Here is a 16,316-nt window from a genome sequence, read left to right as displayed (position 1 = left end):
TTAGATGAACTTTTTTATATTCTAACCCTTCTAACCCTTCTAACCCTTCTAACCCTTCTAACCCTTCTAACTCTTCGTGTCTTCGTGTCTTCGTGTCTTCGTGGTGCATTAAAACAATCTGCTTATTTACAAAGGTTTCCAATCAGCCTTTCTAGCATTCGCTTCTTCAATAATTGCTTTATAGCCTTGCAACACATCGACCTCTAAACCCTCTACACCTAGATCAATGGTTCGAGTTTCATCTTTATGAATACTGGGCAAGCTAAACAGTCTAAGAGAGGGAAATTGCTTTTCAAACAGTTCCATAAACTCTATCCAGTCTGATTCTTGTCCATTCTGAATTTTTATACCTTTTTCTATGGTTGGACTTTGAAAATAGTCACAATAATAATGGTTTAACACCCATTCCATCATTGGTTTAGCCATCATGGGAAAGCCTGGCATAAAATGATGATTTTGAATTGAAAAGCCAGGTACACGATTATAAAAATTAGGAATAATTTCAGCCCCTTTTGGATATTCTGCCATGTGAATTCTTTGTGGATAAGCTTCTTCACCAAACTGAGCTTCTATCTCAGCAACGGCTTGAGGGTGGCGTTCAATCGGTAAATTCAACGCTTGCGCAGCGCTTTGGCGAGTGCGATCATCTGGCGTCGCGCCAATGCCACCAAAACTAAATACCACCGTATCACTCTTAAAGCTTTCTTTAAGCGTTTGCACTAAAAAATCCGGTTCATCGCCTACAATTTTTACCCAATTAACCGCCAAACCTCTTGGCTGTAATAATGAATTAGCTTGAGCAAGATGTTTATCTTGGCGCTTCCCCGACAATACCTCATCACCAATAATCAGCAACCCAATTTTAAGCATTAGGACAAATTCCTTTTATTTAGCCGTATCATCCAAAGACATAAACACGAGAGTAATCCATGAAAAAAGCACGAATTTAAAGAGTTAATTTATCATAGACTCTATTTAATGAAAGCGTTTAATCCTAGTTGACTCACCAAATTCTGTTACTATTTTGTTATGAAATCACTTCCAACCATCCTGACTATTGCCGGTTCTGACTGCTCTGCCGGGGCAGGGATTCAGGCAGATTTAAAAAGCATTCATGCTAATGGAGGCTATGCCTTAACCGTAGCCACCGCTGTGACCGCTCAAAATAGCCACGGCGTTAAACAAGTCTATGCGCTACCTGCTGAGCAAGTTAAAGCGCAACTTAATGCCATTATTGAAGATTATAAAATAGCGGCTATCAAAATTGGCATGTTAGCCAATGCGCAAATTATGGAGGTGGTGATTGAGTGTTTAAAACCATTACAAGAGGTTCCAATCGTCCTTGATACGGTGCTACTAAGTAGTAGCGGCAAACCTCTACTTGAAGAAAATGCCGTGGAGGTAATGGTTAATAAGCTATTCCCATTGGTAACATTGATTACCCCTAATATTCCTGAAATGCTTAAGTTGCTAAACTTAGAAAGCAATCAAGCAACTAAAAGTTCACTAGAACCCGAGTTTGTTTTAAAGCAACTCAAAATAAAAAAATGGCCAAATTGCTTATTAAAAGGGGGGCATAGCCAGGAAGAACAAGCAATAGATTACTTACTATTAGCGGCAAAAAACCAAGCAATAGACTATGCGTCTCCTAGAATAAAAGCACAACATAATCACGGCACTGGATGCACCTTATCTTCTGCAATTGCCACACAATTAGCCAAAGGGCATTCAATAGAAGATGCGGTAAACGAAGCCAAAAGCTACCTTTTTAAAACGTTAAAAACGGCTCATTTAGCACAACCCAAATACAACAAAGCCTCCGAAGAACGTCACGGAGGCTTGAATCATTTTGTGGATATTTAATTGTAGTAATGGATAGTTGATGATGAATACAGAAAAATGAAAAACGATAACGTTTAAACCAAGACCTACATTTACCAGACCTGTTTACCAGAACTGTTTACCAGGCCTGGTCATTATCCAAAGGCATTCAAATAATAAACATTATTTTATAAACTGTAAAAAGTTGAACTTAACCTGACAGGACAACAGTCAATTACTATTCTAATTTAATAACCAGTAATAATGAGATTTGAATTATTTTTCACTTTTGAATGCTTAATATTGAAGCTAGGGCAAACGCAATAAGTCCCCTTGTAATAAATGGTGCAAGGTTCTTAGCATAGTGAACGGTAAAAAAACGCTGCTGTTTCTCGTCTCTACAGCCGAGTTCTTCGTTTGAGCGTAGCGAGTTCAGCGTTTTCAGTTCACAAGCTTAGAACTTGCCTATTTATGGAGTGGGGTTTGTTTTTTCTTGTCTCTGCAGCCAAGTTCTTCGTTTGGTTACTTTTTGCCAAATTGCAAAAAGTAACGGGAAGCCTGAGTGACAAAATTTAAGGCAAAGGCGTAATATTTTAAAAGGCTTCTCAATCGCTGTACTGTCTGATTAAATCTAAGCTTTTACATATAAAAGTTATTTGATAACACTATTCAGCAACTTTTTCTTTAACGTCTTCTCGAACGGGTTCGCTGCTTTCACTGACGACATCAATCGCGTCTTGCATATAATCGCCCGTCTCAGAGAGTTTTTCAACCGCCGTTTGTGATGAGTCTAAAAGGTTTTCGGCAATATCTCTACTGCCAAACCAATCAAACATGATTGCTGCGGCAATAAAAACAATCGTCCAGATTAAAATGCTGATTTTTCCAAACAAATTCATGTCATTTCCTTAAGTTCTTTTAACCAAATATTCTTTGAGTTTCTCCACCACTTTACTGGCGAGTAAATCAACCGATTTACTTTGTGCCTGCTCTAAACTCGTGGCGTTTTCACTTATGTTTTCGCTAACTTCTACTATGGGTATTTCATATTTTCCAAGTAAACTAATATGCGCATCAAACAACCATTGCCCTTCTTTTTCAGACGTTTTTTCAACTAGAGAGTAATCTAAAATAAAATCGGGTGGAAGTGCTGAAAAGCGTATTCCTTTACTCGCCATTGCTCTCAGCAGTTCAGGCTCATAATCACGGCGCTCTCTTACCAGTGCCTTCATATTAAAAATCAAACCATTTGCTAAAAGGCTAATACGTTTATCAATAAATCTAACTAATCTGGAATTACGCATCCTGGGTACAGAAACCCCCTGTTTTTTTAGCAAACCTTCAATCAAATTACGTTCATTAATATTGTACAAAGCAGGCATTAAACGTTTAAGTTGCTCAAAACGACTAACTCTTTCACTCACTCGAACATATTTAGAGAGCTCTTTATCAAGTTCCTGTAGTCTAGGCTGTAATAACGCCAATAATTTAGTTTTATCCTCCAAATCCTCGGCTGAAATTTTAGGCAGCGTCAACTTGTTTAAAACGGCCTGTCGCAAGTTCTGATTGAACACCCCCTTGTAAACAGGCTGAGTTTGTATCATGTCTTGCCAAGGCTGCTGTTTTACTGAGGCGACTTTTGAGTTAATTTCTTGAGCTTGAACAGTGCTTAATAAAAAAATATTCAATAACACTATCGTCAATAAACCCTTCAGCAAATGTTGCCAAGTAATCAAGACGTTATCTCTAATTATTGTCAATTTTAATATCCCGTTTTGAATAAAATTCAATGAAAACCCGATGATGATACCTGTTTAACGCTATCTAAATAATTATTCATCGATAATCATACCTTATTATTAAGTCTTTTTTAAAGCTTGCTCACCACTGCGCCAGCGACGAATCGCAAAACGCGCAGGGTGACTGGCATGATACAAGGACAAATTTTGTGGTAGCGCTGTCCCCATAATATCGGCAATTAGGCTTTCTGCGGCTAAAAATACAGACATTAAACCTCTTGGTCCATGGCCATTTGAAACATACAGGCCTGGTTGATAACGCTGTTTTTCATAGCGATAAACGGCATGAGTATGCGATTGTGATAAATAGGCTTTTTCTATCCAATCACTATCCGCTACTGCACCAACAATAGGTAAGTGATCAGGCGTTGTTGGTCTAAAAGCAATGCGCCCTTTAAGCACTTTTGTAAGCGCTTTTGCATCAGCGTTTAACCATTCTGGTAAGGCTTTGTTTGTAATCTCTAAATTGGCTTGATGGCTGGACAAGGACATTTCTTCAGTCATATCAGGGGCTTCAAATGTTGCGCCGGTTACTGCCTGATTTTGTCCACACGTTGTTGAATAGCCTTCATGAGTAACCGCTTTTTTTAAAAATGTGCTTTGTTGTTCAGGGGCAATATGGCTGACCTGTCCTTTTACAGGACGAATAGGCAAACCCAGCTTGGTATTAAGTTTATTGTCTAAACTCCCTGTTGCAACCACCACAATATCCGCTTCAAAACCTTGTGTTAGAGTGATCACTTGCCATTGTTTATCTACAAAAGAAATATCGGTAACATTTTGGTTTGTCATCAAGCTAACATTATTATGCTGTAAACAACGTTCCACTAATGCTTTAGGGTATAACCAGCCTCCCCTTGGAAACAACACGCCAGCAACACTGGCTTGAGTGCCAATTAAATCGGTTGCCTGCTGTTGCGAAATTAATTGTGCAAAGTCTTGTGGTAAACCGACTCTTTCGATGGCTTCAGAAACTCGCTTGTCGCTGGTTTGCGTAACCGCTAACTGAACCAGGCCGGTTAAATCACCCAATGTATTTTCAGAGTTATTTGAACTTTCTGAAAACCAAGGTAATACCGCTCTTAAGGTTGCCTCAAATCCTTGTAAATACCATTGACTGCGCAAGTTCCAATCAGCGGTAATTAACGGATGAACTGCCCCGGCTAAATTTCCCGAGGCTTGAGAGGCAATTTCATTTTGCGCCTCTAAGACCGTGACAGACCAGCCTGTTTGAGCCAGTTGATTGACCACCGCGCCCCCAGCTAAACCTGCACCAATCACAATGGCTTTACCAGCTTTTTCTTGTGGTTGAGGCCGACTAAACCAAGGAGCCTTTAAACTATGCGCTCGTTGTTGCTTAAGCTGGCCTGAACAGATTTCGCGTTTTTTGCCAAATCCAGAAGATTTAATCAATTCAAAACCCGCTTTTTCAATGCCTCGCCTAACTTCTCCGGCGGCGGTAAAGGTGGCAAAAGTCGTGTTTAAATGACTTAAACGTGCCATTTGTTGAAAAAGCGCCGGCTGCCACATATCTGGATTTTTGGCCGGTGCAAAGCCATCTAAAAACCAGGCATCGACTTTGCTCACATCGGTTCCATCACACTCAGGCAAACCTTTTAATACATCTCCAAACCACAAGGTTAAACGCACACGTTTATCAAACATCCATACATCGTGCCAACCAGGCAAAATAAACGGATAGTTTTCTTGTAATACCTGACTCACTTCTACCAGGCCTGGTAAAGCTTGATGTGCTTTAATTAAATCGTCGAGATGCAGAGGGTATTTTTCAAAAGAGATAAAATGTAACTGTGCTGATTTGGGTGCAGAAGCGAGCCATAGCTTTGTCGCCATTAAAAAATTCAACCCTGAACCAAAGCCCGTTTCAGCAATTCTAAAAGTGGATTTATCCGCTAAATCCATAAAACGTTTTGGCAAATGATTGGGTTCAATAAAGGTATGTTCAACCTCAGCCATGCCGCCATCAGTCGAAAAATAGAAATCACCAAACTGTTCCGATTTTGGAACCGCTTCATCTGTCCAGCTAACTTGTGCTAAAGTGAGTTTATTCAATGCCATTTATATTTTGGATTCAAAGCTTTATCAAAATTGGTCATTATACGCCTGATAGGAAGTTTCTATGAATGAAGATAATAAAACCTTAACCAAGCCAAATTCATCCAACTTACCAACCGAGAACGATTGGAAGGAAAAGTTAACCCCAGAACAATATGATATTTGTCGTTGTGGAGGAACTGAACGCGCCTTTACCGGTAAATACTGGGATTTAAAAACACCAGGTATTTATTCTTGCGCCTGTTGCCAAGCACCGCTGTTTTCTTCAAATGAAAAATATGATTCGGGTTCCGGTTGGCCTAGCTACTGGCAACCTATCAATAAAGAAGCGATTATTGAAAAAATTGATACCACGCTAGGAATGACGCGAACAGAAGTGCAATGTGCGGTTTGTCACAGCCATTTAGGTCACGTATTTAACGATGGACCCGAACCAACAGGCTTAAGGTTTTGCATTAATTCAGCCAGTTTAGACTTTAGCGCTGCATAAGTTTTTAAAATTATAAGAGACCTTTGCACGAGATAGGTGCAAAAGAAAAATGAGGTAAAATTTGCCTGATTGCGGCGGAAAACGCAGGGAATAGCTAGCTATTCGCAAGTTTTTCAACAAAAATCGGGTAAATTTTAACCATTTTTACTCGCGCATACTCTCGTGCAAAGGTCTCTGTAAATGTTTTTAAAATTATAAATGCTTGCATTAGACCAGAACTGAGCGAAATTTTTTGCAAAACTACAGGTCTTAAAATATGCGCCCGTCACATGATTACGATTAAATTTTACACACTCTTAAAAAGAGGAAACCACATGATTCGCAATAAACTTATCGTTGGATTACAACTTTTAAATTTCATTGTTCTACTCAACCTATCAAGCCTTGCCCTGGCGAGTTCTTCCTTAAGAATTAACGTTCAAGAATTAAACCAACAATTAAACTTACCAGGCCTGGTGATATTAGATACACGTTCAGCCGAAGAATATGCAAAATCGCATATTCCTAATGCGATTAATTTGCCAGAAGAACTTACTTACTTTGATAGAAATAAAGATGGTCGAATTGCACAACCTGCGCAAATTAAACCCCTATTACAAAGCCTTGGTATTGAAAGAACGTCTCCTATCGTTATCTATGACCAGGGAAAAATGATAAAAGCAGCTCGTGTTTTTTGGGCTCTTGAAGTTTATGGCATAGAAAATATAAAAGTCCTTAATAAAGGATTTTACGCTTGGAACGAAGCAATGCTTCCATCAAACGCCCTAACGCCTTCTGTTAAACCGAGCAACTATGTCCCCATCATTAACCATAACCGTCTTGCAACTAAACTAACCACACTAATCGCAACTAAAAACCCAAATAGTGTTATTATCGATGCGCGCTCTAAAGCCGCTTATCAAGGACAAATCTCTTCTGCCGCACGCTATGGCCATATTATTAATGCCATTAATATTCCCGCTATGGATCATTTAATCACCTCTGAAACCGCTTCAACTTTAAAGTCTGCGGAAGAATTAAAAGCACTCTATTCAGGAATTTCCAAAGATCAAAAAATTATTCTATACTGCTCAATAGGTCGAATTTCTTCTACCAATTACCTAACTTTAAGAGAACTCGGATACAATGTCTCTAACTATGATGCCTCCTGGAGTGAATGGGGGAATGACTTCACTTTACCAATTCAATAATCGGCGAGTATATACACAAAATGTGGCGTAAATTAAGTATCCAAATTCAACTCTTTGTTTTGATTTCACTGATGTTGCTCGGCTTTACTATAGCAACCCTTTCAATTTCTTATTATTTAGATTTACAAGAGCGTAAAAAGCTCGCTATCGAGCTCTCTCAAACCTTAAATAATGCCATGAGCCACGATATGCTTAACGCCTTGGTAAGCAATGAAACCGATATTTATTCCGACTTATCTTTCAGACTCTCTAATTTTAACTCTGTGGACAAAGTCTTTCTCTATGATGAAAGTGACCAGCCGGTATATGAATACAACCGCAATAACACAAACCAATACGATCAAATCATTAAACAGGCAACAAGCAAACCCTCATTTAGTGGCGAAGATCTTTATGTCAAACTTCCACTTGAGCTCGATGGACATAAATTTGGTTCTGTAGCCTACATTATTGATATTCATGACTTTACCACCCAATTAAACGAACATTTCTTCTACTTAATCATCGCATTTCCTCTTGAGCTCTTAATCGGTTTTTTATTAACCCTAAGGCTTAGCCGTCTCTACTCACAACCATTTGAGAAGTTAGCGCAAGCCATGAGAGTCAATAAACCAACTCAAAATGAGTTCACCGAACTTAATACCTCCTCAGAAAATGAAGTCAAAGTTTTGTTTAATGGCTTTAACCAGATGATGAATCAAATTTCTGATACGTCTCAGCAATTACGCTACATTGCAGAACATGACCCTCTTACAGGTTGTTTTAATCGTTTTTACATGGAAAACACTCTCAAAAAACTGCTCAAGAAAAACCATCATAATGACAAGCTACAGACCGAATCACATAGTCTTATCAACCTAAATATTGATCAATTTAAAATCATCAACGATACCGTAGGCCATGAATCTGGAGATGAATTACTCAAAATGATTGCGAGCAGTCTCAATAATCATTTACCAGAAGAATCCATTATTGCTCGCATGGAAAGTGATGATTTTTACATCTTATTAAAAGATTTTTCTGAAGAAAAAGGGTTAACTTACGCCAACGATTTATTAAAGCAGTTAAATGATTTTCGTTTTTCATGGGAAGGCCAAGCATTTTCAGTTTCGGCTTCAATCGGTTTTGTTTGCTTTCAGGCTTTTAGCCATAGCCTGCAAGAGCTAACTAAATCGGCAGAAAATGCGCTACATATTGCAAAATCTCAAGGCAAAAATAAGCTACATATCTTTCAGCCTGATGACAATTTAGCTGAGAGATTAAATCAAGAAGTCATAACGGCAGGCTTTATTAAAGGGGCCTTAGCAAAAGAAAACTCGCGTTTTGAATTGCATGCACAATTAATTCAACCCTTACAATATAAAACTGACAAGGTCAGCTACGAAATTTTATTGCGACTATGGGATTCAAACCAAAACTTCATTTCACCAGATAGTTTTTTACCCACCGCTGAACGCTATCAAATGATGGCCGATATAGATGCCTATGTACTTTGGGAATACCTTACTTTAATCACACAATACCCTGAACATATTAATCAACTTCACGTCGTTCATATAAATCTTGCAGGGTCATCCTTAAATCATCCTGACTTTCAGTCTAAGCTAAAACTAGCGATTCAAACTTTTAACTTTCCATGGCATAAACTAGAACTTGAATTAACAGAAACCTCTGCCGTTGGTAACTTTAGCCAAGCACATGAATTTATTAATTGGTTAAAAGAGATTGGCATTGGTTTAGCCTTAGATGATTTTGGAACAGGAATGTCTTCATTTGAATACCTTAAATGTTTACCTTTTGACGTTATTAAAATAGACGGCAGTTTTGTAAAAGACATGCACAAAGATCCAAGTGACAAAATGGTTATTCGCTACATTCAAGAAATTAGCACGCTTAGAAACCAAGAAACCGTAGCAGAATACGTTGAAACAAAAGAAGATGTAGAAGAATTAACACGTATTGGCATTACTTATGGGCAAGGGTATTATCTAGGTAAGCCTAAACCGTTAACTGAATGGCTATATTAAATTAACTTTGCTTTTTCATATACATAAAACAAGCAAGCAAACAAAATTAGCCCAGAGAATTCTTAAAAGACATGACCGACCTTATTGAACTCCGTAAAAACCTGGTTAACGAACGCCACCGAGCTCTAGTGATTTTAAGCGGGGATTCTGACTGGCAAAATCAACAAATAGAATCGCTCTATAAAAGCCACGAAACCGTTTTTTGGGTTGCCTCATCCCTAACTGAAAACGACATTCAAGAAGCTATTTGCATACCTAACGAATTTTTAAAACATCATTTTGAATGCATAGAAGCTAAACGTTTACCCTATTATCTAGGACAAGAAATATCTGGAGCGGTGATTGACGTTAAACAAGGTTTAAGCGCGGATACCTTAGGCATTGTATCCGGCATGATTCAGTCTGGCGGACTACTCATTTTACTAACGCCAAACCTTAAAGAGTGGGCTTCATTAAATAATCCCGAAAACAGTCGATTTTTAAACACCCCATTTACGCTTAGTGATGCTAAAAATACTTTTACAGACCATCTAATTCAAAGCTGGAAAAACTCAAATATTATCTGGCTTGAGCAAGAAAATAGCGACGCATCGACTCGCCGCCTTAATCAAAACCATGGTCATAACCTTAGTCATAACCTTAGTCATTCGGTCGACAGTGTTTATCATCAAATGCTTCCTACAGAAGATCAAACTCATGCCATTAAAGCCATTCATTCCGTAGCTTTTGGACACCGTAAACGCCCACTAGTTATTACTGCAGATCGAGGTCGTGGCAAGAGTAGTGCTTTAGGTATTGCTGCAATTGATTGCTTACTCAATGGTAAACACCATATTGCCATCACCGCTAGCAGACTAGATCAAACCAAAGCGGCATTTAAACATGCTGTAGCCCACTTAGAAACGATTTACAACCCAGAACAAGGTTTGGAAGTTGAAATTATTCACAATAAACCAGGCCTGGTCAGTTTTAAATATAACAATGAACTAAAAACGTTTGAGTTTATTGCACCCGACTATTTGATTTTAAACCCTACTGCCGCAGACTTATTATTGGTTGATGAAGCGGCACATTTGCCAACCCCTTTATTAACCGATCTACTCATGCGCCATCATCGTTTGGCTTTTGCCACAACACAGCATGGTTACGAAGGTTCGGGTAGAGGGTTTGAATTACGTTTTAAAAAACAACTCGATATACTTACACCTAATTGGAAAGCCTGCCACTTAAAAGAACCGATACGCTGGGCAGAAAATGATCCGTTAGAGCTTGCGATCAATCATGCACTGTTACTGGATGCAAGCTTTGCTGACATTGATGAATCTGAAGTTTTTGATACCATTACCCCATTAGATTTAAACTTTGAAAAAATCGAGACCAGTGAACTTCTAGATAATCGTGCAATGCTAGAATCGCTTTTTGGCCTGTTGGTTCAAGCACATTATCAAACTAGTCCAAATGATCTACAGCAACTGCTTAATGCCCCTAACATTCATATTTTAGTCGCTTGTCTACAGCAAGCTGAACAGATGCATATCATTGGAGCGGTACTATGTATAGAAGAAGGTAAATTAAACCCGACACAAACCCGTTCACATGGGCATTTAGTTCCGCAACTACTCACAAAAAACTACGCTCAAAACGATTTTTTACTACTTTCAACCTGGCGAATCATGCGCATTGCTGTGCACCCTGCGTATCAACGCAATGGTATTGGTCAACACTTATTGCAAGAGGTAGAAAAACTAGCCACTTTAGCCGGTATTGACTACCTAAGCAGTAGCTTTGGAGCAAGTGAAGAATTACTTCCTTTTTGGTTTGAACAACACTTTTGGCCCCTACATGTTGGCGTTAAACGAGACAAAGCGAGTGGCAGCCATAATTTAGTGGTCGCCAAACCGCTAACGGCAATGGCACGACAAGCTTTAGCCTTGATACAATCGCGTTTTCAGGAGCAGTTTCCACATATATTATTAGAATCCTTACCACACTTACCCGCCACTCAAGTCTGGCAAATCATTAATACCTTCCGCTTTAAAAAGCGTAATCAAGGTTTAAATAAAGCTTTAATCAACTATCAAAACAATACCCGCCCATATGAATCCATCAGTGGAAAAATATGGGAATGGAGCATTCAGTCTGCCCATACCATTGGTAACGCCTCGATTAGCGAGCAAGCCATTTGGTGCGATAAAGTTCTCAAAAAAGAGAGTTGGCAAACAGTTGCTCATCAACATCATTTAAGTGGTCGAAAAGGGGTTGAAGACGCGCTCAAAGAAATGATTGCAAATTGGATTCCAAAGAATAAAATTGCCAATCAAAATCAAAGTTTTGGCCGGTCTGCCAGACACTATTAAATAGCTAGACTAAAGAATTCGCTTGTATACTTTTATAAAAAAGCCAATGCATCAATAAATACATCGGCTTCTTGAAAAACAAAATATCCAAGTTACCAGGCCTGGTAACTTGATACATACACTCATAATTAAGAGTCAAAAACCACGGTTTTATTACCGTGAATCAGCACTCTGTCTTCTAGGTGATAACGTAACCCACGTGCTAATACGGTTTTTTCTACATCGCGCCCTAAACGTTTAAGGTCGTCAATGGTCTTAGAGTGGTTAACGCGAATCACATCTTGTTCAATAATCGGGCCTTCGTCCAAATCTTCTGTTACATAGTGACAGGTTGCGCCAATTAATTTCACACCTCGTTCACTTGCCTGATGATAAGGTTTTGCCCCAACAAAAGAAGGTAAAAAGCTGTGATGAATGTTAATGACTTGCCCCGCATAATCACGACACATTTTGGGTGGTAATATTTGCATATAACGAGCCAGTACAATCACATCAGCCTGATATTTAGCAGCGGTCACTTCTGCTTCTGTAAATGCTTGAGGCTTAGTATCGGGCGTAACCGGAATATGGTGAAAAGGGACTTTATACCACTCTACCATTGAGCGTAAATCATCATGATTCGCAATCACACAAACCACTTCACCCGGTAATTCACCTTCATGCCATCTATGCAGTAAATCGGCTAAACAATGCGATTCTTTGGAAGCAAATAGAGCAATCTTTTTAGGCTTTTCAGAATCTGAAATATACCATTGCATTTCAAACTCTTTAGCAATGACTTCAAAGCCTTTTTCAAATTCCGCTAACGAAGATGATAAGGAGCTAGCCAAAATTTCGTGGCGCATAAAAAACCAGCCATTACTTGAATCTGTATGATGGTTTGCTTCCACAATTGACCCACCCTGTTCAGCAATATATTTTGCCACTTTGGCAACAATCCCAACTTGATCAGGACAAGAAATAACGAGTCGATATACATGGCTCATAGCAATGAAATTCCTTAATAATTTAAACGTGTTTATTTTTTGTTAACTCATAATATCAAATGCCAAAAAAAAATTCTGTTTAAAGCCTTTTTCTATAAGGCCCTTGACTGTTCTGGTGATGTAAAAAAGTGAACAAATTCTTGAGATTTAGTCTAAAAAACGATATATCAGGCGACTGTTACGTGAGGGTTTTAGGCTGATAACACAAAATTATAGATTTTTTTGTACATTCATCGATTCACAAAAGGATCTCACTAAATATAAAGCAAGTTTAATTAACCAAATTCGTTATAATTTCGGTAATTCACTAAATTAAAAAAACATACATTGTAAAGGCTTCTTGTTTTCATGAAAATTGTTTCATTCAATACTAATAGCGTTAGATTACGCTTACATCAACTTCAAGCTCTAACAGATCAAATTGCACCAGATATTATCGGTTTACAAGAGACCAAGGTTCAGGACCATGAATTCCCATTAGCAGATATTGAAGCCATGGGTTACAACGCTATTTTTATGGGCCAAAAAACCCACTATGGTGTTGCCCTTTTATACCGTAAAGGCATTGAGTTAGTTAACTCGCAACTTGGCTGGAAAACGGATGATGAAACCGCTCAAAAACGCATGGTGATTGGCGACTTTAAATTTGAAAATGGTGAATCCGTTAAAGTGATTAATGGCTATTTCCCACAAGGCGAAAGCCGTGACCATCCTGTAAAATTTCCTGCAAAAGAGAAGTTCTATCAAGATTTAATGGCGTATTTACAACAAGATTGTGACCCAAGCCAACAAATAGCGGTTATTGGCGACTTTAATATTTCACCCACGGACTTAGATATTGGTATTGGGGAACCTAATCGTAAGCGCTGGTTGCGTGATGGTAAAACTAGTTTTTTACCAGAAGAACGTGAATGGTGGCAGCGTCTTTTAGACTGGGGGCTAATCGATACGTTTAGAACGATTCACCCTGATACCAATGATATTTTTAGCTGGTTTGATTATCGCTCTAAAGGTTTTGATCGTGAACCAAGAAGAGGTTTAAGAATTGACACGGTTTTAGCCACTGAATCTCTAAATAACAAAGCCGTTGCAAGTGAAGTTGGCTATGACATTAGAGCAATGGAAAAACCTTCTGATCACGCGCCGATTTGGACTGAATTTAAACTTTAAGGAAGCACCATGCCAACGACTGCAGAACAAACGCATGTAATGAAAGTCATACAAGCTAACTCACTTGCACCGCAAATTATTCAATTGCTTCTTCAACCAGAACATCCAATCACCTATACTTCTGGTGATTATGTCATGCTAGGTTTTGATACCGCTGAACTTAAACCTTTCTCTATTGCTAATGCACCTAGAGAAGACGGCTTAATTGAGTGCCACATTCGTAAACAATCCGACAGCGATTGGATGGAAAAGCTGTTTACAACACAAGCAGGCGATACCCTTGTTATGCAGGGGCCAAAAGCGCAAATGGCATTACATTCAGCGCATGATGCAATACTTTTTGTAGCCGGTGGCACTGGATTTGCACCTATGCGAGCCTTGCTAATTGAATCACTACGTCAACAAATTGAAGTTCCTATTACCTTTTATTGGGGAGCTCGCTCAGTTGAAGATTTATACATGCATAATTGGTTAGTTGATTTAACTCAAAAGCACCCACATATCAATTACGTCCCCGTCTTATCAGAGAGTATTGAAAACTGGAATGGTGAAACCGGTTTAGTTCATGAGATTGTTTTAAAACAACACCCTAGCCTTGATAAAATTACCGTTTATATGTGTGGCCCTTGGCCAATGATTCAAACTGCCAAGCAGGCATTTTACGATGCCGGACTGCCAGAAGATAAATTAATACATTAAGAATCAGCCCAGTTTAATAAGTATTAGTGACTAGCATTAAAAGATAATCAGAAGTCATTAATACCCTTATTAATTTATTGTTGTTTAAATGCCTGAAAAACCTTTATTTCCTAGACTATAATGCAAATGTGAAAAAACTTTAAAAGACAATCATGGCAAAAATTAACTTTAAACAATACACATTCAAATCGGTACTCATACACCAACTTTTTATTGCTATTGCAGTCGCGTTTGCAATTAGTTTGCCTTTAACAGCTATTCCTGCATTTTTTGCACTAAACCATGCGGTTGATTCCGATATTAAGAACTTAGAAAAAGAAAGTTATGGAGCCGTGCATGAATACCTAAATACAGGTTGGCAGCCATACAATATTGATAAAGTTTACCAGCAAATTCGTGAAAAAATGCCTGGCGCGGCACTCTTCCTACAAAAAGCTCCTGAATTTTTAGACCCCGAAGTTGATGATGTTGTCGATCCATCTACGCCAACTACCGCAACATTTCAACGCCTAATAAGAGATGTTGAGCGTAACGAACGTGTTGTAATAGAAACCAATATTATTAGTAGCACAATCAATGCGGCTATCCCCATTAAGTTTCAAAGCCAATGTTTAGTCTGTCACTCTCAAGAGGTTAAAACAGGTCAGGTCTACGCTGGAGCTTTAGCGGGAACAATGGTTCTACAAGTTCCAATGTCAATTAACCAAGTTTCAGCAAGCTCAATCATTCTATTTTTTATCGTGTTTTTAACAATCTTTATTATTGTAGCCACCATTATTACTAATCGATTAGTTCAGATGAACTTACTGGTTCCTTTATCTGGCCTTAATGAACGCGTTAAACGTTTACGTTTAAGTAGCCATGAACAGGAGATTGATTGGGAGCGGACTCCCCAAAAGATGATTGAAATAGATCAAATTGACGAAAGTATTTCAGCCCATATCAATACCATAAAAGGTATTTACGATAAGTTAGATGCTTTAGTGGTCACCGAACATGAAACGGGACTTTTCCATAAAGAACGTTTTAATGAAGTCATGAAATATGAGCTTTTCCGAAGCCATCGTTACCAACATGCATTCTCTTTATTATTGATTAAACTTGTTAATGTTAAGGTTCTGAATTCTACTGCCAAAAACATTGAAATAGAGGCTCCTGGTTCAAAATTTATGGTGTTTGGAGAAATCCTGCATAATGACACTCGTGAAACAGACATGGCCTTTAGATTAGAAGAACACATCTTTGCTATCGTCACGCCTGAAACAGATGAAGTAGGCATTGAAACGGTTAAAAAAGATATCTATAACCGCCTAATTAATAGTGAAGTACCTCAAGATGAGCAACGTAAAATTGCGCGACCTGAATATGAATTTACGATTCAAATTGGGCATGCCACTTATACGGGTGATGATAAAACCGCCAAAGACTTGCTAAAAGAAGCTGTAGTAAAAATGCGTGATTCTGAAGAAATCACTGGGCGCTATCCGCCTTCTAATCAGAAAAAATCCCAACTAGAATGATTAAACAATCACGCTAATTAAATAGTTAAAACCAGCCTTAGAGTTGGTTTTTTTATACCTAAATTTTATAGCAAATGTTTTTAGGTAAGCTTTATAGAGTTTTATTACAGAAAACAAAATAACTTCAGTTACAGGTATGCCTAAAGAGAAGAGAAGAAAACTTAAACAACCTACTAGGCCT

General features: G+C 38.4%; 13 protein-coding genes. 8 read left to right on the top strand and 5 right to left on the bottom strand.

What is annotated here, in order from left to right; translation table 11 throughout:
• Positions 1-126: 126 nt before the first annotated feature.
• A complete protein-coding gene (locus BS34_RS0100145; protein WP_029406532.1) occupies positions 127-870 on the bottom strand; it encodes a competence/damage-inducible protein A in 744 nt (247 codons plus the stop codon).
• 159 nt (positions 871-1,029) lie between these two features.
• Here BS34_RS0100145 and thiD point away from each other — a divergent pair, with 159 nt between their 5' ends.
• A complete protein-coding gene (thiD, locus tag BS34_RS0100140) occupies positions 1,030-1,863 on the top strand; it encodes a bifunctional hydroxymethylpyrimidine kinase/phosphomethylpyrimidine kinase (RefSeq protein WP_029406531.1) in 834 nt (277 codons plus the stop codon).
• Positions 1,864-2,486: 623 nt separating this feature from the next.
• Here thiD and BS34_RS0100135 read toward each other — a convergent pair.
• The 3 genes from BS34_RS0100135 to mnmC all read right to left on the bottom strand — a co-directional run bounded on the left by BS34_RS0100135 (position 2,487) and on the right by mnmC (position 5,699).
• Positions 2,487-2,720 (bottom strand): hypothetical protein, encoded by a 234-nt coding sequence (locus BS34_RS0100135; RefSeq protein ID WP_029406530.1) that lies wholly within the window; start codon positions 2,718-2,720, stop codon positions 2,487-2,489.
• A 9-nt stretch (positions 2,721-2,729) separates the two neighbouring features.
• Positions 2,730-3,581 carry a hypothetical protein gene (locus BS34_RS0100130; RefSeq protein ID WP_158660949.1) on the bottom strand — a complete coding sequence of 284 codons (852 nt, stop codon included), beginning with the start codon at positions 3,579-3,581 and terminating at the stop codon, positions 2,730-2,732.
• A 99-nt stretch (positions 3,582-3,680) separates the two neighbouring features.
• Positions 3,681-5,699, bottom strand: coding sequence for a bifunctional tRNA (5-methylaminomethyl-2-thiouridine)(34)-methyltransferase MnmC2/FAD-dependent 5-carboxymethylaminomethyl-2-thiouridine(34) oxidoreductase MnmC1 (mnmC, locus tag BS34_RS0100125; RefSeq protein ID WP_029406528.1), 2,019 nt, complete (start codon positions 5,697-5,699; stop codon positions 3,681-3,683).
• Between the two features lie 61 nt (positions 5,700-5,760).
• Between mnmC and msrB the strand changes: the two genes are divergently transcribed.
• From msrB to BS34_RS0100100, 4 genes are all read left to right on the top strand, one after another.
• Positions 5,761-6,186 carry a peptide-methionine (R)-S-oxide reductase MsrB gene (gene msrB / locus BS34_RS0100120; protein ID WP_038126207.1) on the top strand — a complete coding sequence of 142 codons (426 nt, stop codon included), beginning with the start codon at positions 5,761-5,763 and terminating at the stop codon, positions 6,184-6,186.
• A 314-nt stretch (positions 6,187-6,500) separates the two neighbouring features.
• The gene (locus tag BS34_RS0100110) at positions 6,501-7,376 is read left to right on the top strand and encodes a sulfurtransferase (protein WP_051640590.1); all 876 of its coding nucleotides are present in this window, start codon (positions 6,501-6,503) and stop codon (positions 7,374-7,376) included.
• Positions 7,377-7,396: 20 nt separating this feature from the next.
• A complete protein-coding gene (locus BS34_RS0100105) occupies positions 7,397-9,403 on the top strand; it encodes an EAL domain-containing protein (protein WP_029406525.1) in 2,007 nt (668 codons plus the stop codon).
• Positions 9,404-9,474: 71 nt separating this feature from the next.
• On the top strand, positions 9,475-11,760 hold the full coding sequence (locus tag BS34_RS0100100; RefSeq protein WP_029406524.1) for a GNAT family N-acetyltransferase: 2,286 nt from the start codon (positions 9,475-9,477) through the stop codon (positions 11,758-11,760).
• A gap of 128 nt (positions 11,761-11,888) precedes the next feature.
• Here the strand turns inward: BS34_RS0100100 and purU are convergent, their stop codons facing one another.
• The gene (gene purU / locus BS34_RS0100095; RefSeq protein ID WP_029406523.1) at positions 11,889-12,746 is read right to left on the bottom strand and encodes a formyltetrahydrofolate deformylase; all 858 of its coding nucleotides are present in this window, start codon (positions 12,744-12,746) and stop codon (positions 11,889-11,891) included.
• A 348-nt stretch (positions 12,747-13,094) separates the two neighbouring features.
• Between purU and xthA the strand changes: the two genes are divergently transcribed.
• The 3 genes from xthA to BS34_RS0100080 all read left to right on the top strand — a co-directional run bounded on the left by xthA (position 13,095) and on the right by BS34_RS0100080 (position 16,135).
• Positions 13,095-13,916, top strand: a complete 822-nt coding sequence (gene xthA, locus BS34_RS0100090; protein ID WP_029406522.1) for an exodeoxyribonuclease III — start codon at positions 13,095-13,097, stop codon at positions 13,914-13,916.
• A gap of 9 nt (positions 13,917-13,925) precedes the next feature.
• Positions 13,926-14,615: an FAD-binding oxidoreductase gene (locus tag BS34_RS0100085; RefSeq protein WP_051640589.1), complete on the top strand. Its 690-nt coding sequence runs from the start codon at positions 13,926-13,928 to the stop codon at positions 14,613-14,615.
• A 152-nt stretch (positions 14,616-14,767) separates the two neighbouring features.
• Positions 14,768-16,135: a GGDEF domain-containing protein gene (locus BS34_RS0100080; protein ID WP_029406520.1), complete on the top strand. Its 1,368-nt coding sequence runs from the start codon at positions 14,768-14,770 to the stop codon at positions 16,133-16,135.
• Positions 16,136-16,316: the final 181 nt, after the last annotated feature.

The sequence above is a fragment of the Thiomicrorhabdus sp. Milos-T2 genome, assembly GCF_000702325.1.
Taxonomy (GTDB): domain Bacteria; phylum Pseudomonadota; class Gammaproteobacteria; order Thiomicrospirales; family Thiomicrospiraceae; genus Thiomicrorhabdus.
Note: the sequence above shows the minus strand (reverse complement) of the source record. Positions and strands in the feature narration are given on the sequence as shown.